This is a genomic window from Pseudoalteromonas sp. MMG013 (genome assembly GCF_018100885.1).
GTDB lineage: Bacteria > Pseudomonadota > Gammaproteobacteria > Enterobacterales > Alteromonadaceae > Pseudoalteromonas > Pseudoalteromonas aurantia.
In genome coordinates, this window is record NZ_JAGJEE010000011.1 from 93,404 (window position 1) to 113,565 (window position 20,162).

Consider the following 20,162-nt stretch of genomic DNA (forward strand, 5'->3'; position numbering starts at 1 on the left):
ATTAGTATAAAAATTACTTCGAATCACCTGTATATCCCACATAGCGAAAACCTATGATTGACATATATGGACACTCCCAGTATGTCTTGTGAAATTCGTTGTCACTGTCCCATCTTGCTCTGATTCAGATTCCTATAAAGAACCAATAAGTAAACCACCAATCATCTCTCCCCTTTCTTTTTTTGAATAATCACTGAAATCCTTAACTGCATTCTCCCTTTTCACAAATGGAAATATCAAGAATGAAATCAAAAGAATAAAAGTGGTTATAAATAAAAACACGCCAATAAAAATTGTAATTTTTGCCATTACAGTCTGTTCATAATAATACAAACTTCCACCTGAGATAAAAAAAATGTATAAGTAAATTTCTTTAATTATCTTTAGAAAGCCACAGGAAAAAACATTTATATCTAATAGGTTATTTTTAAAGTAACTTGCTTTATTCATTTTTTAGATCCTCAGTCAAATATTGAATTGCATCCTCTGCAATTGGAATTGGTGATATACCATCTACAACACTTTTTACAGCTTCTACCCCAGGGTTATCTCCGCTAGCTGCACCTTTAATTGCTCCAGCTGAAGCAACTTTGGCGCTGCCATCAATTGCCTAACACTTCTAGCCGCTTTTGAATCTACTTTCCCTGCTTTTGTTACACCAGATATGGCGGAGTTAATAACTTTTAACCCGCTTGCCCCAACCGCATCACCTATCGACTCACCATTAACTAAATTCTTTCCGACTTGTGTCGCATATTCTGATACAGTTCCAAGGCCAGCCCTATAATCCATGGTGCGATTGGGAATTGACCGTCAGGGTCAGTATATTTATAAGGGTTATTATTAGTATAAGTGTAGCGTCCGAAACCTTGGACAGGATTCCCACGAGCGATATGCCCCATCGCATCAACAGGATCATTCGAGTAGAAACGACCTATAACTGGATCATAGCATCGTGCCTGCATATAACTTAACCCTAAATCTGTATCAAACTTATGGCCTGTATACCCTACATCATCTTTCGGTGCTTCAATACTTTCACCAAATGGCCTATGGTGTTGGCGACTTTCTGCCACCGTTTTCGGTGTTACATCGCCATACTTAGCAATCAGTTTTTTACCTAGGAGAATGTAACTTGTCCCTTCACCAATGAAGCTGTCCTTTTCACGATATAATAATGTGCCATCTTGGCTGGACATTGAGTAGCTCATGCCTTTCCATCCACTTGTTTTACTCGGCGGTTGTGACCGTCATATAAATAGGTATTGCCTTTGGCGCTTTTAAGCTGCTTTACTGCATTAAAGTTCAGGTCAAATTTGCCGCTATGCTTAATGGTACACCCTGCATCATATTTGATGTCTGCATACTTTCCATCTGTGCCCGTCCCCGTTACGGATGTAAGACGATTAAGTGATGTATCATACGAAAAGCCTAGAGATGACACATATGGACACTCCCAGTATGTCTTGTTAAATTCGATTAAGTTAAACATTCGGAGTGACTGCCAAGCGAAATTCAGCTAAATTTGTCTCATCTCTTTTTTGTATAAAAAATATAAAATTACACTCCCTATAACGTTCAGAAACAGCAAGGTTCCAATAGCAACAAAAAAGTTCTTTTGAAGCTTATTACAAACGAATAAAGGAACTACAAGTAGCAACACAAAACCACACTGATAAAAGAACCAGCGATAGAATGTACAGCTGAACTTGCTGGATCTAAAGATGAAACAACTAAAAAAATTGCTAATAAAGTAAATTGCGACACGATTAAGAGAAGCCAAAATACTTTCATTTTTCTTAACTCCATATTTATATCTCTCACTTCAACTTATCCAAATCCACCCCAACTGAAATTTTTACAAAAACGGCTGTAACTTCTGTCTTAACTTTATTACCCTCAGCTGCCATTGAGCTATTACCATTGTGAACTTTTACTGCTAATTTCACCCCTGAACTACTATCTGAAGTTTCTTCTACCTTAACAACTTGAGCTTTTTCTTCAATAGATTGCCGATAGAATAACCTAGAGATGACACTGAATAACCTTACTGAGTTAGTTGTAACTTACCGAAATAGCGCGGTGTTTCATAATCTGCTTTATCACTGCAGGTTTGGGTAGATTCAACCCTTAATTTTAAGGTAGACGATTGAGCATGAAGCAAAGCCCGATATAAATCAGGGCCATTTTGAGTGTTTAAAGAAAACGCCCAAACATTGCTATTGCCTGCTTCCACACATACTGCTGGGGTTTGATTTAAATACATAAAATATACAATGTCATCGACAATTTTTACATTTGATATATTTGCCAAAGTAGTACTTGAAAAAAGCGCTTAAAATAAGCAATTTTATAAGCATTACCGCTTTTACTATTAATTTAATAGACATAATGTAGAGTGCTAAGTTAAAGGGGCCGCATTTTAATCAAAATATCGTTAGGTGTCAAAATAGGTAAATTCATATAACTCAGTCATTTCCAACAACAAAATGAAATGCATAAAGCGATACAGTAAACTGTACAAATAGCGGAGTTAGCCTCTTTTTGGGCTGCAGGGGCAATGTACAGCATAGCCGCCATATAACCTTAACGTATGAATATATTGAATGTGTGCGCTCAAAACTTCAGCGGCTCAACAACGTTCCTCAATATTTCGCTATTTACCATTTTAGAGGTTTAAGGTGACCTACAGAAACTATTTCATAAAAAACCCAGCTTATCGCTGGGCTTTTAATGTACATTAATCAACGCGTATTACTATATGCGTTTAGTTAAAATTTATAATTGAACTTAATATACGCTTGTCGTCCTAGTGCACTGTGGGTTTTATTATCTACTCCCATTGATTCTGATGGTGCTTGAGGCGCTTCTTCATTAAATAAGTTGGCTGCACCGACTGTCAGTACCAGTTTATCAAAACCAACATAGCTGACGGTGGTATCAACGGTTGTCCAAGAGTCAATTTCAAACTTATTGCCATCGCTGTCTTCTAAGTCTTTATATGAATCAATGTGGCTCACACTTAAGGTTGCCACCCAATCGTCACGATTCCAATCTACACCACTGGTCCAACGCAGCTCAGGGTGTTGGTATTCACCGTTACGGTCGTCAATCACGTTAATACGATTACCTGCGTCGTCACTTTCAAACGTTTGCTCTTCAAAATTAAGCGCATACGTTAGGTTATAATTGAATTTAAACTCACCTAAATTGTCGGTCATTAATTTATATTCTAAATTAACGTCAAAGCCATCTGTTTCACGGCCACCAATATTCACAAAGGTGTCGTTAATTTGTAAAATACGACCCAATGTACTGCCCTGATTTGGTGCGCGTACTACAAGGCTTGTATCACTGCCACAACAATCAACCAGTTTTTGTGCGCCAATTTTCTTGATCAGGTTTTCTTGATCATAGTTCCAGTAATCAACACCAATACTGAAGTTATCTGTTGCTTCCCACACCACGCCTAAGTTGAAGTTTTCAGACTCTTCTGGCTGCAAGTTTTTGTTACCCGCCACAACCGCAGTGTACTCTGTTGGTTCACAATCCACTTCAGCACCTGTTTGACGACAACGCTCTTTATCAATCACACTTGGGGATTCATCGGTACGGCCTAAGTGTAACTGAACCAGCGAAGGCGCTCTAAATGCGGTACCCCAAGAACCTCTCACAACAAGCTCATCAATCGGTGACCAACGAAATGCCACTTTTGGGTCGGTAGTTGTACCAAAGTCACTGTAATCTTCATGACGTACGGCCAATTGCAGCTCAAGGGTTTCAAGTACCGGAATACTAAATTCAGCGAACACAGCGGTATTGTCACGGTCGCCATTGGCTTGTGTTGCTTCTGTGCCAAATATCTCGCCACGTAGATACTGGCTATCTGGGTTATCTTCGATTTTCTCATAGCGATGCTCAAAACCAAATGCCGCAGCGATATAGCCCGCATCTAATTCATACAACTCGCCAGAAATAGTACCATCTAAAGATTGCATCGTAGATGATCCATAACGTGTTGTTGTGGTCTCGAAAAATGCTAACCCTTCCGCTGTATTTGTGCTGGGTTCAAACGGGTTCCATAAACCTGTATCGATTGCTTGCTGCGCCCTAACTTTATTCGGGAAACCGTCAAATCCGCGCTCTACCGCACTTGAACGGATCATGGAATAAGCCACTTCCCAATCCCACTCTTGAAAGTTACCACGGGCGCCTAGTACGCCTCGATAATATTCTGAGTCCACATCTTTCTTTCGGTTGCCAATATCAAACGTACGACGGCGCATTGAAATATCAACACCATGTAGGAAATGACTTGGGTCGTTTGCAAGAGGATGATTTGGGTTGGTCCCACTCATTGTTAATTCTGTAAAACTTGGGCTGCCAGCCCCTTGAATAAAAGTTGACGTATGCTGTGCCGAAAACTCTGCGAAGCCTTCAACATCATCCATTATTTCTTGCACACCATTATAGTTAAAGCTATAGCGCTCGGTTGATGGCACTAAACTCATGTGCGGTGCATAATCATATCGGCATATATCACCAATGATCAGCGAAGGGTCACATTTGTCATTCCCCCACACATCTGCAAAAATCGTTTGCCTAACTTGTGTGCCATCATCTTCAACGCGTACCACAGGCAATGCATTCCACTGAGCTTCAGTCAGCATGCTACGCACCACTTCAACGCTACCTGGAATACCTGAAGAACTTAGGGCATTGTTACCACCGCGAAAGCGCTGATCAGCGGTAGCCGCGTAGTCTCTATCTGAATAAAAGATATCGCCGCGTTTGAAATAGTCTAGCGAGAAGTTATGGTTGCCCTTGTCATTTGATGAGCCCCACAAAATAGTGAAATTGTGTTCTTCTCCGCCGCCATCGGCTGTATCAGACACTTTACCCGACACTTCAAACCCTTCAATATCGTCGCGTAAGATAATATTAATTACCCCAGCTACCGCGTCAGAGCCATACGTTGCCGACGCGCCATCTTTTAGAATATCGATACGTTTAACCGATGAAATAGGAATACTGTTTAAATCTACAAATGATGTTTCGATGTCTTTTGCAAACGGGCTCACAGCAACGCGGCGGCCATTAATTAAAACTAACGTAGAAGATGCACCTAAGCCACGCAAAGCAACACTTGATCCCCCATTGGCTGTATCATCACTTGAGTTACCTTGTGTACTAAATGTACCAGCGCCTGATACGGGTAACTTTTGCAGGGCACCGATTAAATCGGTTGAGCCCGTTGCCGCAAGATCCGACGCAGACAATGATTGAACCGGTGATGGGCCTTCCATATCTGTTCGCTTGATATGCGAACCGGTTACTTCAATTCGTTCCACTTGATTTTCTTCTGCAGCAAGCGCTGAACCAGAGTGTGCAAGCAAGATTGCTGCTGACAATGCACTGAACTTAAATGTTGTCTTCATTATGTTTGTCCCTGTTGTAGTGTAAGTTATTGTTTTAATTAATCACATAGAGTTTTATCACAATTTAAAAAGACAAACAAATCAACATATTTACAACAAAAACAAAAACCACGTACACAAAATGACAACAAAAAAACAGTAATTAGCCCTTATAACATGTACCTTTAGTTATTTTATTTAGCTTTACTGAATGGAATGATTAAAAAAACCACACCCCACACAGCATTAAAATTCGCATTTTTTTAACATTAAAGGTACATAGCCGCGCCTGGTGAGTCTCTTGTTACCTTATTTAAAGCACTCTACAGCCTATCTTTTGTCGTGTTTCACAAAACGACTTAAAATTATTTAGATAATTGTAAGTAAATGAGAATACATAATTAGAATCTATATTTGCATTAGATACATTAGCAATATTAATACAAATAGCATGCAATATACATTTCAGTATTGCATTTGATGAAACTCAATTCACTTAAACTCTGATCAAAAGAATAAATAACCCTTGATTTACGATATTTTATGAATAAAATCACCTTCGTTATAAAGTTGTAACTCTATAAACCAAAATAAACCTTAAGGATGAATTATGAAAAAGCTAATCGCTGCATTGATTGCAGCCACGACGTTAACCGTATCTGCGCAATCAGATGAGATTAACACACAATTATTGAGCCAAAAAATAAAAATTGTCGCAATAGGACAAAGTGGTTTTGACCCAAGGTGGCGGGAACCAACCTGCAGTATTACAAAAACAGATAAAGATGAGTTTGGTCAGTCTTATATGATAAGCCATTTTGATATGTGTACCTGCCAAAACAGCTTAAAAGCCAGTTATTTAATCGAAGATACTCAAGATAACCCAGATCAAAAAGCCGTTATTTGTTACATTCCCAACAACTAGCATTATTGTCGGTCGCTTTATTAAGCGGCTGATATAAAATCCCCCTAAACACCCTTATTATCTGTAAAACACTCACAGTTTTACCGTATTACTGCATTTATTATTTCTCTTCTAAAATTAGAAATGGACTTCTCTTTGCCTTTTTGTAAACTTTCCGTGATAGAACCTTGTTCAAAAAAACACCTCAACGACTAAATAAAACACACCCGCATACGTTTAAGTAACGTTTTTTACAAAAAAAACATAACCGTTTAAAAATAGGAAAATGACTCTATATGAAATTATTTAAAGGACTAAGCTTTACCATTGCATTATTGCTGAGTGTCTTTGCATTACCGCACAAAAGCTATGCTCACGGATTTATGCTTTCCAACTTCGTGCTAACAGCAACTGTATCCTCAAATAGCAACTATAAAATTTACCCGCATCAATATAATAGTGCGTCGTGTAAAAAGGCCGAAGAGTGGAAGTTCAGTGTACACGATATACTTAATTACGACTGGCTCGAAAATGCCATGTTGATGACCAATGGAGAATGCTACATTAATGGGTTGACGACCAACGATGCTGCCATTGACGGTATGCTTCAAGACATCTATGAACCCGCGATGGACCAATTTTCACTTATTAGACAAAACTTTCAAGAAATAAATACGCAGATCGTGAATAACATCGCCTATGAATCTGATGGAAAAATATCAAAAATAGACACCACCATTGTGGGTGATATTGTCATCTCAATAGACGGTGTGGTCAATTCAAATGGCGATGTACCAGTCAAAATTCATGGCTTTGACGCGGTTACAATAGGTAAAATCACGAAAAAAATACTTTTCTCTAATGTACACATTTACCCTAAAATCACCTATGCGAGTGTCAATTTAAAAGGTCGATACAACATACATAATCGAACTTTAAATATTGATTCTAATTTATCCAACTTCCGCCCCGATGTAGCGGTAGATGTTGATATTCCCTCTTTCTTAGACCTACTTGACAGGCTGACACCTAAAATATTTGAAACACTACAAAGAGAGTTTGGTCGCATCGTTATCGACGTATTCAAATTCGTTGGAGTCGATGTCATAAACAAAGCACCACAAGCAGTACAACATAACGTAACGGTTAGCAATTCTTCTATTGTGCCTATTACACAATTAGATAGTTATCAAAGCGGTGACAGAGTGAAAATGGATATCATTTTATCATGGGGCCAAGTAAGACTAGTTGATGCTCAAAGTGATATTGCCTTACGAATATGGTTGACCTATATATTCTAGTGCGTATTTGGGGTTAAAAAGCGTGCTTTTTAACCCCACTATTTATGTTAATATACATCAACTGAAATCGCAGCAATCCGCCACTTCTCGGCTTCCAAAAGAGACGCCGATTGCTCTTGAGTTAATATTTGTTCTTGCACTGCCAGCTCTACTTGCTCGATAAATGACAAACTAACAGTATCTACACGACCTTTAACCCATTTATTAAACAGCGCCCTATAGTTAAAAGTAGCACGACTCAAGTTGTACGCATGCTCCATAGTATGAATAGCACCTTGATCTCCTATGCAGCATAAATGACTCACTCGCTCTCTAGATGCATCGCTTTGGCGCAATGCTGAACACACTTGTATCACCAATTTATCATTGGGTTGTTTGCAACCATGACCCACAATGTACATTAACCGTTTTAATACGAAAGCAAGTGGCATATTGGCAAAGTTATCGATGAACTCATCTAATGCGGTAAATCCCTGCACCAAATGGTGTTCCACTGCGTAGCATACACTTGGCAAGTCCCCTTGCTGGCGGCCATCATGTTCATACTTTTTCAATACGCATGATGCTAAGTATAAATGACTTAGCACATCTCCTAATCGCGCTGAAAGCATCTCTTTACGCTTTAGCTCACCACCTAACCTCAGCATCGCGAGCTCTGCACTTATCGATAAACAGCTGCTCAGCCAGTTTAATTTCTGATAGTACCTTTTTGTGGGCCCCGATACAGGGGAGGCCGAAAATAAAGCACCGGTCAGCCCATAGCCAATACACTTTATTGCATTGACACCAGCATGCTGTAAATGCGCCATGAGTAGTTTGTCAAATGGTTTAACCGCTTCATCTGCGGGTTTATTTTGAATCGTTTGTATCTCTTGAAAAATGTAAGGATGGCAACGTGTTGCACCTTGACCAAAAATCATCAGGTTGCGCGTCAAAATGTTAGCCCCTTCAACCGTAATTGAAATAGGAATGCCCATATAATTATTTGCTAAATAATTGCTTTGTCCTTTTTGTATGCCTTTTCCAGCATGAATGTCTAACGCGTCATTCATTACAACTCGCGACATCTCAGTGAGGTGATATTTGGCAATTGCCGTAATAACCGCCGGGCTTTTCTTCATATCAATAGCCTGCGCCGTTGTTTGCCTACACGCTTCAATACTATAAGTCAGCCCTGCCACTCGAGCTAAGCTTGCTTGAACGCCTTCAAAAGCCCCTATAGGTACACCAAATTGAGACCGAACTTGTGTATATGCAGAAGTCGTTCGCGTGCATAAGTGCGCCGTGCCGGCACTTAATGCCGGTAAAGAGATCCCTCTACCGGCGCTCAAACAAGACACTAACATACGCCACCCTTTGCCTACTCCTGCTTGCGAGCCAATGACCCAATCCAGAGGAATAAATACATCCTCTCCTTGCGTTGTGCCATTCATAAACCCTTGGTTAAGGGGATTATGCCTCTCACCCACTTTGACTCCTGGATGACAGGTTGGGATCAGCGCACATGTGATCCCTAAATCTTCAGTGTCTCCCAATAGCTTATTAGGATCATAGGCCTTAAAAGCCAAGCCTAATACTGTGGCGACCGGTGCTAACGTAATATACCGCTTTGACCATGTAAGACGTAAGCCAAGCCTGCTTTTTCCTTCATACTCTCCTTCACAAATAATGCCAAAATCTTGGATACTGCCAGCATCTGAGCCTGCATCTAACGCCGTTAATGCAAAACAAGGTAACGCGTCGCCTGATGCAAGCTTTGGTAACCAATCGGCTTGCTGTGTCTGTGTACCGTAGTGTAAAAGCAACTCCGCTGGACCCAAACTATTAGGTACCATAACAGTGACTGCTGTAGAGAGGCTTTTGCTGGCAATCATCGCGACGATAGTCGAGTTAGCTTGTGCACTAAACTCCAACCCCCCAAATTTTTCAGGGATAATAAAAGCAAAAAACCCCTCTCTTTTTAAATACGCCCAAACTGCTTCAGGCAAATCTTTATCAGCTTGAATTTGTTCTTCATCGAGCATATCGAGTAGGTGAGCAAGTTTTGTATTAATGAAAGCTTGCTCTTTATCGCTCAGCTTAGGGGCATCTATTTGATGCCACTGTTGCCAGTTGGGCTTACCTGAAAATAACTCCGTATCCCACCAAGTATCTCCGGCTTCCATCGCTTCTTGCTCGGTCTGACTCAAAGTAGGCAGCGCCGATTTAAAATATTTCATGGTAGGTAAAGTCACCAATTTATATCTTATTGAATGCACCATAAAAATCACACATACAGCAACAATAACCAACACAATAAAGCTCATTTTTGACCTCCTGTTCACAGTTTATGTATTGAATTAAAATATAGCGTAAACTCAATTTAACACTGCATTTATCGTACAGTAATTGTAGCTCATCACCTTCACTGTTATCATTTCCCTGCTTTTACAACAACAAGTGATAATTTCATGAAACCACAATTTAAACTTAGCTTTGGGGCATTGATTGTCGCAAGCACATTAGCCCTGACAGCTTGTAACAATACAGCACCTAAAAACAAACAAGTAACAGAGCAAGATGCAGAGCTATTTCTAGCTCAATCAGAAAAAACCTTAGTTGATTTGTCTGAACGCTCTGGCCGCGCAGAATGGATATACGCAAACTTTGTGACTGAAGATACAGCCAGCCTTGCCGCTGATGTGAACAGGGAACAAACCGATATAATAGTGAAGTTAGCCAGTGATGCAGCTCGATTTGATAACGTAAAGCTCAGTGACGATAATCGTCGAAAAATGAATAAATTAAAATTAAACCTTACGTTGCCTGCGCCTCAAGACCCAGAAAAGTCAAGAAAGCTTGCCGCACTTAAAGCCGAGTTAGATGGCCTGTATGCAAAAGGTGCCTATTGTAAAACGCCAGACGAGTGTTTAAGTTTAGGTGACATGACGTCAAAAATGGCTTCAAGTCGGAACTATGAAGAGTTACTCGATTTATGGCAAGGATGGCGACAAGTTTCACAACCTATGCGCCCTTTGTATGCGCAACAAATAACCCTAACAAATGAAGGTGCTAATCAACTAGGTTACGCTGATACCGGCGCTATGTGGCGCAGCAAATATGATATGCCTGCCGACGACTTTGCCACTGAATTAGATCGTATCTGGGGCCAAGTTAAGCCTTTATATAATGCATTACACTGCCATGTTCGTGCAAAACTTGGTGAAAAGTATGGCGAAGACAAAGTACCTCAGAACCAGCCAATTCCTGCGCACTTGTTAGGCAATATGTGGGCGCAAACATGGGGTAATATTTACGATGTTGTTGCACCAGAAAATGCAGATCCCGGCTACGATGTAACTAAATTACTTGCCAAGCATAATTATGATGAGTTAAAAATGGTACAAGGGGCAGAAACCTTCTTTACCTCGATGGGTTTTGAAAAGTTGCCAGACACATTTTGGACTCGCTCTTTATTTACCAAGCCAAAAGATCGTGACGTACAATGCCACGCTTCAGCTTGGAATTTAGATAACAAAGATGATTTACGTATCAAAATGTGTATTCAACGCACTGGCGAAGAGTTTTCAGTTATTCACCATGAACTAGGCCATAATTTTTATCAACGTGCCTACAACACCCTACCTTATTATTATCAAGAAAGTGCAAATGACGGTTTTCATGAAGCGATTGGCGATACGATTGCTTTATCCGTTACGCCTGGCTACTTGAAAGAGATTGGATTACTAGAACAGGTTCCTGACGAATCAAAAGACATTGGCTTATTGATGAAAATGGCACTCGACAAAGTCGCATTTATTCCATTTAGTTTATTGGTTGATCAATGGCGCTGGCAGGTATTTTCAGGGGAAATATCACCTGAGCAATACAACCAAGCTTGGTGGGATCTCCGTAAGAAATACCAAGGTGTACAAGCACCTATCGCACGTAACGAAACCCATTTTGATCCAGGTGCCAAATATCACGTACCAGGTAATGTACCTTACACTCGTTATTTCTTAGCCCATATTTTGCAGTTTGAATTTCATCGCTCATTGTGTGAAATTGCCGGAAGCAAAGAGTCAATTCACCGTTGTTCTGTTTACAACTCAAAAGAAGCGGGTAAGCGTTTAAACACCATGTTAGAAATGGGCAGTAGCCGTCCTTGGCAGGAAGCATTAGAAAGTGTCACTGGCAGCAAACAAATGGATGCAACCGCGATGCTTGATTACTTTGCACCACTACAAACTTACTTAGATGAACAAAATAAAGACCGCCAATGCGGCTGGTAATTTAAGTACTGTGAATTAATTTGTCACAATTGCCACACTCTGAAACAGTTTTCTGCTTTAAATTCAGTACACAACAGGGTACTGTTCAAAAAAAGGAGAAATTATGTCGCTATTTAGAGTGTGGCAACTTGCTCAGTTTGAGCTAACACGCCTCTTCGCTACCAAGCGTGGCCTACTTGCACTCAGTGCGTTTGCCATGGTTTGGTTTATGATCCTGAACTATCTAATTGCGCAAGCTGTGCCATTTATCAGTAGCCCTGAGTTTTCTGAGGTTGCACAAGAACTTGCTGGTAACATCGGGCTACAAGAGCTCGTGAGTTGGCCTCAAGCTGAATTAGCGGTATTTTGGTTAATTGCATTATATAGCTTTCCTGGCTTTTGCATTTTCGTCTGTTCAGACCAAACTGTCGGAGACAGGTTAAGAGGGACACTTCGCTTTATCAGCTTACGCTGTACACGTGATGAAATCTTATTGGGCCGTTTTCTTGGGCAATTACTCATTATCGCGATCCTTATCTCGCTCACCGTATTAGCCACATTTCTCGTAATGATTTATCGAGATATGAGCCTATTTGGTTCGGGGCTCGTACTTAGCCTACAGTTAATTCTTCAGCTTGTTATTATTGTTATGCCGTTTATCGCGCTCATGTCGCTACTCAACCTTATATCCAGTTCTTCACGCTTAACTGTTGTGTTAGCCATTTTGTTATTCACCTTAGCGAATGCACTCATTGGATACCTAAGTTACTACCTGCCTATTATTTCAGGGTTATTGTACGCTTTCCCTGGCGTGCAATTGTTGGATATCGCGCCGCAAACCCCAACATCTATAGTCAACTGGCTATTACCTATAGGACAGAGCGCTGGTTTGTTAGCACTTAGTGCATTTACATTTAGAAGGCGCTCACTATGAACTCTTTAATTCAGGTTAATAACCTATCCAAACACTTTGGTGATAAATACGCTCTAAATGATGTCAGTTTTGAGGTGAAGCAAGGGCAAACGGTTGCATTGGTTGGGCCCAATGGCGCAGGTAAAACAACCCTATTCAGTATATTATGTGGGTATCTTCGACCAAGTTCAGGGTCAGTAAGCATTATGGGAAAACCGTTGGGTGACCCCTCACTGTTTGGTACACTCAGCGCCCTACCTCAGGATGCCACCTTAGATCCACGTTTCTCATTACAAAAACAGCTCAGTTTTTATGCTCGACTACAGGGCTTAAGCCTAGCTGATGCTACTAACGAAGCCAGCAGAGTGCTAGAGCTGGTTGGTTTAGCAGATAATCACCACGCTAAAATTAGTGAGCTGTCTCATGGCATGAAAAAACGTGTTTGTATCGCACAAGCGCTTATTGGTGAACCAAAAATAGTTCTGCTAGATGAAGCAACTGCTGGGCTCGATCCGTTAAATGCACGAGAGATACGTCACGTCATTGCCTCATTGAGTGAAGATATTACCTTTATATTAAGCTCTCATGACCTTGCAGAACTAGAAAAGCTATGTGATCACGTTTTATATTTAAACCAGGGACAGCTTACCACGCATGACCGTGATACCAGTACAGGCAGTAGCCAATACGTTACATTAACGCTTATTGATAGTCCCCGTAATGCCATTGAACAATTGAAGCAACTTAATGGTGTTTTACACGTTTCCCAGAGCCAAAACAAAGAATATATTATTGAGTATCAAGCCAACTTTGAACAATTTGATATACACTTGCTTAAATACTGTCACAAATTAAGCTGGCAATATCGCCAATTAGTTAATGGGCATACTCTTGAAAACCAACTTTTTCAGAAGGATTAGTCATGGGATTATTAAGCGGATTACTCGGCAATGCCAGTGAAGTAGATAACGACAAACTTGATGAGTTGCTCGCTGACACATTAATTGAGTCAGAAGAAATTGAAAAAGCTTACCAAGTAATACGAGATATGTTTGTTTTTACCAACAAGCGTCTATTACTTATTGATAAACAAGGTGTAACTGGCTCAAAAATGGAAATACTCTCTATTCCATACAGTAAAATAACCAAGTTTAGCAAAGAAAGCGCCGGTCATTTTGACATGGACTCAGAACTCAAGATTTGGGTAGGCTCTGACGTAGAGCCGCTCACAAAAGAGTTTAAAGCCGGTGATAATATTAACGACGTATATAAGATCATGAGTAGCTATATACTATAGATATTATTTCGTTACAGTGTACGTGTATGAAGTTGTCATTGCTTCATACACGTACAAGTTTAACCAAACAGTGGTGTTACAGTCGCATTTTGTTGCATTTTGACCATAATGAAATACCTAACCTTTCAATCATCACACTTAAATTAAGGCCTATTTTTTCAGCCAACGGCTTTTTAATTTTATAGCTCACCTTAAATAATTGAAAATGTTCATTGAATGACAGCAGTACATCATCACTGGTTTTTATTTCGTCAACTAGATTAAACGACTGAGCATGAGTTGCAAACCAATGCTCTCCAGTAGCAACCGCTGAAATATCTAATGTAGATCTATGCTCTGCAACGAATGCCTTAAATAACCCATGAGTATGTTCGATTTCTTCCTTAAACTTTTCACGACCTTTATCGGTGTTTTCACCAAACATAGTTAAAGTACGTTTATATTCTCCAGCTGTTATTTGCTCAAAATCTACATCATTCTTTTTTAAGATTTTGCTAAAATTAGGGACTTGGGCAATAACCCCTATCGAACCAACAATCGCAAAAGGTGCTGCAAATATTTTATCTGCTACGCAGGCCATCATATAACCACCGCTTGCCGCAACCTTATCAATACATACCGTCAGAGGTAAGCCATAATCTTTCACGCGGATCAGTTGTGATGCTGCAAGGCCATAACCATGCACCACTCCACCACCACTTTCTAAATTCACTAACACCTGATCTTTTTCTTTATCTGCGATTGTTAATATCGCACTGACTTCTTCACGTAAACTCTCTACTTCATGGGCATCCATACTGCCATTAAAATCGAGCACAAAGACCTTTCCTTGCGGAGAAACCTCCTCTTGTTTTTTAATGGCTTTTTTATGTGCCTTCAGTGCTTTTTTATCCAATGTTTGTTCAATAAATTGGTTTCGTGTTTCATCAATTTGTTTTGATAGGTCTTTCAGCTCGATTTCTCCAGCTTTCCCTTTTGGCTTTTGGCTTGCACCAATAATCATAACTAATATAACCCCTATTGCAGCAACAATGGTGACTGCCTTAGCTAAAAATAAGCCATACTCAAATAAAAATGCCAACTCGAACTCCTATAAACTTTGCCAATAAAAAAAGCCGCTAAATTTAGCGGCTTTTCATAGTGAACTAATTGTAATTAATTAGCAATAACTGCAGGATTAGTTACTTGTAAAAACAACCCTTTCGATTTTAAATACGACACAAGCTGAGTTTGCATTTCAACTGTTGCCATCGCATGACCTTGCGCTGTACCACCTGCTCCTTCACTGAATGCAGTGGTGATAATTGACCCATGATGACCTTGGCTGAAATTAACCACATAATTTCCTGCTGGTTGAGGTCCAGTTTCTGTCACGGTTTGTAATCCCATAAAGCGTGCCAACGGTGTTGAACCAGACAGTGGATTCGACGTTGTCGGTGGAATAACAGTATCCGGTTTATTACCATCAACACCGCCCGTCACAACATTCATATACACTGGTGTGTTCACCGCTTGCACAAGCCCAGCATAATTTAATGGGTCGGCACTATCTAATGCAGATTGAGCTGCAACCGCAAACTGCTGAATAATCCCATTGATCGCGGCTAACGATGCCGTGTCTCCGGTTTCAGTTAAGTGTTTAATATACGCAGCATAACCACATGGAACTATGTTTTCCGCGGTACAACCAGCTACGCCATCGCTGGCTAAGAATGCCAAGAATGCTTTAGAGGCAACGTTACCCGCTGCGCTCAACACTGAGCCTTGTACAAATGAACCAAATTGTTCTGATGCAATTAAGAAGCTAGCAATCCCGCTACCACCGCTGGCAAGTGCCGCACTTTGAATTTTAAACAACCCATCTACTTGTTCGTTCAAAGGGGAGTTTGTATGTGCAATAAAGCTTGGTGCTACAATAGAACCCAACGAGTGACCGACAAAACTCACATCTGTTGGATTTAAGCCAATTGCTGGGGCACCAAAATTAAGTCCTAGACGCAGTGCAAGTAAGTCAGCTGTTGATTGACGTAAGTTATCACGTGCCACTAACAATGATGTTAAATTCATGTATGACAGGATTGACCCTGTCGTGGCATTAAAATCGTCAGAGCCATCGTTATCAACATCAATACCACGTTCACCGTGCATTGGGTGGTCAATAGCAACTGTGGCAAAACCTTGCGCACTTAATGCTAAAGTTAAACCTAACATGGTCTCTTTATTGGTGGTTATACCATGTTGCAAAATAACAACTGGCCACCCTGTTGCTGGTTGCTCAATACCGAGTAGTTGCGGAATTGGTTTAGTAATTTGCACCGGCACATTAGCTAGCCATTGCTGCTTAGGAATACTGTTAAACTTTGTGACGTGACGGACTGTGTCTAGTCCAAAGTCCCTTAGTAAACCACCCGATAATGCTGCACAAGCCGCATCATTAGTGCCAGCTTCAGGCGCAGGTAACGTACCTCCAATTGCCGCTTTATAACCGGCAACCACTGCACCATTATCACATCTGGCTTGCCAATATGTATCAGCTAAACTCTCTACACCTGTGGCTTGTGGCATACCTGAGTACATAGGTAACTGAATACTGCCTTTCATGTATTGAATGGCTTGAAATGGTGCAACAGCTGCTGCATCTTGACCACCCATAACCAACACATCTCTTACTGTAATTACGGGCTGTTCGGGTACTGCTAACTTCGGATTCGAGCCCGACGCTAAGCTCGCTGCTAATAAGCCTTTAACCGCACTCATTGCTGGGCCGACCGACTGAATAGTCGCAGCAGCAGAATAAATAATGTCTTCTTTGCTTAGTGCACCCAATGCGTCATCAAAACTCCCGCTGGTCACCGCCGCTTCATAACTATTAATCGCTCCTTGTAACGCAAGCTGAGCTGGTGTTACAAGTGGTGCTGATTGCCTAGCTAATGTATAGGTCGATGACGCTTTCACTGGCCGACCATCCGCCATTTCGATACCAGATGTTAATACCGTAATATAAGTTGAACCGGGTTTAAAAGGTTTTAACGGTTGAATCGCAATTCCATCACCAGAGCTGGTTAGCTGAGCGATAAAGTCCCCCGTCAGCCCATTACTTAACTCGGCAATAGACTTACATGCAGTCCCTACGGGTTTAGTTTCACACTCACTGTCGGCTGAACTGGCCCCCATTATCACTTCGAAAATACGGACTGAGCCAGGGGTTTTTACTGAGTCTCCATTCACACTCATACCAGCGGCCATATTTAAATCAATGATATAAGGCATTTGTGAAGACCAACCATCCAAGGCCCCTAAAGCCAATGATGGGTCTGCGTAGTGTGCACGTGTGATTGCAGGGTTGCCTTCTGCATCCAGCTCACCGGGTAAATTGAGTGTGCCATCTTTGGTGCCACTCAATAATAAATCATTTGGTATAGATATAACCCCATTTGAGGGATCGAACTTAATTGAAACAGAAGGAAGTACTGGGGTTGTTTCGTTTTTGACATCTTCTAATGTTTCACCACCACCACAGCCAGCTAGGACTGAAGTGACTGCGAGTGAGAGTAGCATTTTTTTCATTTTTTAGGCTCCGACAGAATCTTATTATTATTTTGCTGTAATTAGTTAAATTTTTGTAATCGTATTTTTAATAAGACATTAGACCAGTTAAAGTTAACGCAAAGTGTAGCCTTTCGCCACTTATATTTACAATAAATTCGATAACTTGAGTGATTGCTATGATAAAATGTCCAAAAGTTCTAATTTGGGGTCCACGATGCACAACTATCAAGCTGCGGCAAATGCCTTAGAAAATAAAACCATACTTATTACTGGCGCAGGCGACGGTATTGGCCGCGTAGCTGCTATTACTTACGCAAAACACGGCGCTACTGTAATCCTACTGGGCAAAACAACACAAAAACTCGAATGTGTTTACGATGAGATAGTCAATCTTGGCTATCCTAAGCCAGCTATTGTACCTTTAGATATGCGTGGCGCAACAAAACAAAACTACCGGGATCTTGCCGCTACGATTGAGCAGCAATTTGGACAATTAGATGGACTACTCAATAATGCCTCTATTTTAGGTTCACTTGGGCCCCTTGAGCATTTTTGCGTATCTACTTTTGAAAATATTATGAAAGTAAACGTCACTGCGCAAGCTATGATCACTAAATATATGTTCCCATTACTGAGAAAATCTGCTTCTGCATCTGTTGTATTCACTTCTTCTGGAGTTGGACGTCAAGGTCGTGAATTTTGGGGACCTTATGCGATTTCTAAATTTGCCACTGAAGGCATGATGCAAACTTGGGCTGCTGAAGTCGGTAAAACCAATATCCGCATCAATTGCATTAACCCAGGCGCAACTCGAACCAGCATGCGTGCTTCTGCTTTTCCCGGAGAAGACAAAGACACATTGAAAACAGCTGAAGATTTAATGCCTACTTACCTCTACTTAATGAGTGAAGATTCAGCCACTGTAAATGGTCAATCAATTGATGCTCAACCAAAGTAGTATAAGTTCAATATTGATTCGATGTACAAATCAGTGATTAAAAAAGCCGCTTAATTAGCGGCTTTTTTATCATCTCGAACCATCTCGACTTACGATTGACGACGTTTTGGCTTTTGAGCCCGTTGATTATGTTTTTTAACGGCCTTACGAATTTGATTGATTTTCGCACGCTTATCTTTGCGTTTTTCAGGCATAACAGACAACTTCGTTTGCGTTTCGTTAGGCAAACGAACTGACTTTCTTAAGTAATTTACATCCGCCAGCTCAAGCTCTTCCCAGCCACCTTGCGGTAATCGTTTATTTAGCTCTAGTTTTCCGTACCGGATGCGGATCAAACGCGATACCTCAACATCTTGAGATTGCCATAAACGTCGTACTTCGCGATTTCTACCTTCGGTCAACATAACATTAAACCACTTATTTATTCCTTCGCCACCCATTGGCTTAATATTAAGGAATTTTGCATGGCCATCTTCCAGCTCTACGCCTTTCGTTAATGTACGTAATGTTTCATTCGTAACTTCACCAAAAACGCGTGCAGAGTATTCTCTTTCTACTTCATACTTGGGGTGCATTAACCGATTTGCTAATTCACCATCGTTCGTAAATAACAATAACCCTGACGTGTTAATATCCAAACGCCCGATCGCAATCCATCGTTCACCATCTATGCGAGGGAGCCTATCAAATACAGTACGGCGGCCTTCAGGATCTTTTCGGGTACACAACTCGCCTTCCGGCTTATGATACATAACCACACGACAAATACGATCTACTTCTTGCTCTATTTTAACAATGTGGCCATCGACACGGATCAATGCATCCTCTTCAACTCTATCACCTAGCTTTGCAACCTTGCCATCTACACTGACGCGATTTGCGTCGATGTACTTTTCCATTTCACGGCGCGAACCCACACCAGCTCGGGCTAATACTTTTTGTAACTTTTCACTCATTCGGATGATTCTCTCACAGAAGGATCGCTTAATATCTGGTCAATTTTAACGTCATGCTGCTCAGGTAAATCAGGCAACATACTTAAACCAGACAACGAAAAATAATCTAAAAATTGGTTGGTCGTTGCGTATAGTGCAGGCTTACCCGGCACTTCTTTATAGCCCACAACTTTAATCCATTCCCGTTCCTGCAAGCTCTTCATTATATTTGAGCTCACTGAAACGCCTCGTACTTGCTCTATTTCACCACGTGTAATCGGCTGTCTATACGCAATTAACGCCAATGTTTCTAAGGTTGCACGTGAGTATTTTGGTGCTTTTTCTTGCCACAAATGACTCAACCAAGGTGTCAACCTTTTACACGCTTGAAAGCGATACCCGCTGCCAACTGCTACAAGTTGAATACCGCGAACTTGATAATGCTCTGAAATAGAGTTAATAGCCTCATCAATTCTCATATTTGAGGCTGCAATATCTTTCAATACTGTTTCTTTTAATCGCTTTTTTGACAATGGTTTATCTGAAACAAAAATGGCAGCTTCTATTAGCTCTACTAACTGCTCATCACTAACACGCCGCATTCTTTACACCAAAAGCAAAACACAATCCCCTATTAT

At 40.8% G+C, this 20,162-nt stretch carries 17 protein-coding genes; 7 read left to right on the plus strand and 10 right to left on the minus strand.

The annotated features are described in order from the left end of the window. Window positions 1-132: 132 nt before the first annotated feature. The 5 genes from J8L98_RS12125 to J8L98_RS12145 all read right to left on the minus strand — a co-directional run bounded on the left by J8L98_RS12125 (window position 133) and on the right by J8L98_RS12145 (window position 5,438). Window positions 133-450, minus strand: coding sequence for a hypothetical protein (locus J8L98_RS12125; RefSeq protein WP_210996633.1), 318 nt, complete (start codon window positions 448-450; stop codon window positions 133-135). A 278-nt stretch (window positions 451-728) separates the two neighbouring features. Continuing rightward, entirely contained in the window at window positions 729-1,211 is a 483-nt protein-coding gene (locus J8L98_RS12130; protein WP_247682541.1) for an RHS repeat-associated core domain-containing protein, read from the minus strand. Then, window positions 1,208-1,492 carry a hypothetical protein gene (locus J8L98_RS12135; RefSeq protein WP_210996634.1) on the minus strand — a complete coding sequence of 95 codons (285 nt, stop codon included), beginning with the start codon at window positions 1,490-1,492 and terminating at the stop codon, window positions 1,208-1,210. Before J8L98_RS12135 ends, J8L98_RS12130 begins: the two co-directional genes overlap by 4 nt. Window positions 1,493-2,047: 555 nt before the next feature. Beyond that, window positions 2,048-2,314 (minus strand): hypothetical protein, encoded by a 267-nt coding sequence (locus tag J8L98_RS12140; protein WP_210996635.1) that lies wholly within the window; start codon window positions 2,312-2,314, stop codon window positions 2,048-2,050. Window positions 2,315-2,771: 457 nt separating this feature from the next. Beyond that, entirely contained in the window at window positions 2,772-5,438 is a 2,667-nt protein-coding gene (locus J8L98_RS12145; protein WP_210996636.1) for a TonB-dependent receptor, read from the minus strand. A 589-nt stretch (window positions 5,439-6,027) separates the two neighbouring features. Here J8L98_RS12145 and J8L98_RS12150 point away from each other — a divergent pair. Beyond that, window positions 6,028-6,342, plus strand: coding sequence for a hypothetical protein (locus tag J8L98_RS12150; RefSeq protein ID WP_192507601.1), 315 nt, complete (start codon window positions 6,028-6,030; stop codon window positions 6,340-6,342). 275 nt (window positions 6,343-6,617) lie between these two features. Next, window positions 6,618-7,622 carry a hypothetical protein gene (locus J8L98_RS12155; RefSeq protein WP_210996637.1) on the plus strand — a complete coding sequence of 335 codons (1,005 nt, stop codon included), beginning with the start codon at window positions 6,618-6,620 and terminating at the stop codon, window positions 7,620-7,622. A 47-nt stretch (window positions 7,623-7,669) separates the two neighbouring features. Here the strand turns inward: J8L98_RS12155 and J8L98_RS12160 are convergent, their stop codons facing one another. After that, entirely contained in the window at window positions 7,670-9,928 is a 2,259-nt protein-coding gene (locus J8L98_RS12160) for an acyl-CoA dehydrogenase (protein ID WP_210996638.1), read from the minus strand. Between the two features lie 144 nt (window positions 9,929-10,072). Between J8L98_RS12160 and J8L98_RS12165 the strand changes: the two genes are divergently transcribed. From J8L98_RS12165 to J8L98_RS12180, 4 genes are all read left to right on the plus strand, one after another. Further along, window positions 10,073-11,893, plus strand: a complete 1,821-nt coding sequence (locus J8L98_RS12165) for a M2 family metallopeptidase (RefSeq protein ID WP_210996639.1) — start codon at window positions 10,073-10,075, stop codon at window positions 11,891-11,893. Window positions 11,894-11,996: 103 nt separating this feature from the next. Next, on the plus strand, window positions 11,997-12,806 hold the full coding sequence (locus tag J8L98_RS12170) for an ABC transporter permease subunit (RefSeq protein ID WP_210996640.1): 810 nt from the start codon (window positions 11,997-11,999) through the stop codon (window positions 12,804-12,806). Then, window positions 12,803-13,705: an ABC transporter ATP-binding protein gene (locus J8L98_RS12175; RefSeq protein WP_210996641.1), complete on the plus strand. Its 903-nt coding sequence runs from the start codon at window positions 12,803-12,805 to the stop codon at window positions 13,703-13,705. Before J8L98_RS12170 ends, J8L98_RS12175 begins: the two co-directional genes overlap by 4 nt. Window positions 13,706-13,707: 2 nt before the next feature. Continuing rightward, window positions 13,708-14,082: a PH domain-containing protein gene (locus tag J8L98_RS12180; protein WP_210996642.1), complete on the plus strand. Its 375-nt coding sequence runs from the start codon at window positions 13,708-13,710 to the stop codon at window positions 14,080-14,082. A gap of 76 nt (window positions 14,083-14,158) precedes the next feature. Here the strand turns inward: J8L98_RS12180 and sohB are convergent, their stop codons facing one another. After that, complete coding sequence (gene sohB / locus J8L98_RS12185; protein WP_210996643.1) at window positions 14,159-15,163, minus strand: protease SohB; 1,005 nt, start codon at window positions 15,161-15,163, stop codon at window positions 14,159-14,161. Between the two features lie 74 nt (window positions 15,164-15,237). Further along, complete coding sequence (locus tag J8L98_RS12190; protein WP_210996644.1) at window positions 15,238-17,649, minus strand: VolA/Pla-1 family phospholipase; 2,412 nt, start codon at window positions 17,647-17,649, stop codon at window positions 15,238-15,240. A 196-nt stretch (window positions 17,650-17,845) separates the two neighbouring features. On the opposite strand from J8L98_RS12190, the gene J8L98_RS12195 reads away from it, so the two are divergent. Continuing rightward, window positions 17,846-18,589, plus strand: coding sequence for a YciK family oxidoreductase (locus tag J8L98_RS12195; RefSeq protein WP_192507610.1), 744 nt, complete (start codon window positions 17,846-17,848; stop codon window positions 18,587-18,589). An 89-nt stretch (window positions 18,590-18,678) separates the two neighbouring features. Here the strand turns inward: J8L98_RS12195 and rluB are convergent, their stop codons facing one another. Together rluB and scpB are read right to left on the minus strand one after the other, a co-directional pair. Further along, on the minus strand, window positions 18,679-19,545 hold the full coding sequence (gene rluB / locus J8L98_RS12200; protein WP_192507611.1) for a 23S rRNA pseudouridine(2605) synthase RluB: 867 nt from the start codon (window positions 19,543-19,545) through the stop codon (window positions 18,679-18,681). Continuing rightward, the gene (scpB, locus tag J8L98_RS12205) at window positions 19,542-20,126 is read right to left on the minus strand and encodes an SMC-Scp complex subunit ScpB (RefSeq protein ID WP_192507612.1); all 585 of its coding nucleotides are present in this window, start codon (window positions 20,124-20,126) and stop codon (window positions 19,542-19,544) included. Before scpB ends, rluB begins: the two co-directional genes overlap by 4 nt. Window positions 20,127-20,162: the final 36 nt, after the last annotated feature.

Bases quoted from the DNA above. Each gene is read 5' to 3' on its own strand.
- J8L98_RS12170 (WP_210996640.1), top strand. From the start codon at position 11,997: ATGTCGCTATTTAGAGTGTGGCAACTTGCTCAGTTTGAGCTAACACGC.
- J8L98_RS12125 (WP_210996633.1), bottom strand. From the start codon at position 450: ATGAATAAAGCAAGTTACTTTAAAAATAACCTATTAGATATAAATGTT.
- J8L98_RS12190 (WP_210996644.1), bottom strand. From the start codon at position 17,649: ATGAAAAAAATGCTACTCTCACTCGCAGTCACTTCAGTCCTAGCTGGC.
- J8L98_RS12180 (WP_210996642.1), top strand. From the start codon at position 13,708: ATGGGATTATTAAGCGGATTACTCGGCAATGCCAGTGAAGTAGATAAC.
- J8L98_RS12175 (WP_210996641.1), top strand. From the start codon at position 12,803: ATGAACTCTTTAATTCAGGTTAATAACCTATCCAAACACTTTGGTGAT.
- J8L98_RS12145 (WP_210996636.1), bottom strand. From the start codon at position 5,438: ATGAAGACAACATTTAAGTTCAGTGCATTGTCAGCAGCAATCTTGCTT.
- J8L98_RS12195 (WP_192507610.1), top strand. From the start codon at position 17,846: ATGCACAACTATCAAGCTGCGGCAAATGCCTTAGAAAATAAAACCATA.
- J8L98_RS12165 (WP_210996639.1), top strand. From the start codon at position 10,073: ATGAAACCACAATTTAAACTTAGCTTTGGGGCATTGATTGTCGCAAGC.
- J8L98_RS12130 (WP_247682541.1), bottom strand. From the start codon at position 1,211: ATGAGCTACTCAATGTCCAGCCAAGATGGCACATTATTATATCGTGAA.
- J8L98_RS12160 (WP_210996638.1), bottom strand. From the start codon at position 9,928: ATGAGCTTTATTGTGTTGGTTATTGTTGCTGTATGTGTGATTTTTATG.
- J8L98_RS12150 (WP_192507601.1), top strand. From the start codon at position 6,028: ATGAAAAAGCTAATCGCTGCATTGATTGCAGCCACGACGTTAACCGTA.
- rluB (WP_192507611.1), bottom strand. From the start codon at position 19,545: ATGAGTGAAAAGTTACAAAAAGTATTAGCCCGAGCTGGTGTGGGTTCG.
- J8L98_RS12155 (WP_210996637.1), top strand. From the start codon at position 6,618: ATGAAATTATTTAAAGGACTAAGCTTTACCATTGCATTATTGCTGAGT.
- scpB (WP_192507612.1), bottom strand. From the start codon at position 20,126: ATGCGGCGTGTTAGTGATGAGCAGTTAGTAGAGCTAATAGAAGCTGCC.
- J8L98_RS12135 (WP_210996634.1), bottom strand. From the start codon at position 1,492: ATGTTTAACTTAATCGAATTTAACAAGACATACTGGGAGTGTCCATAT.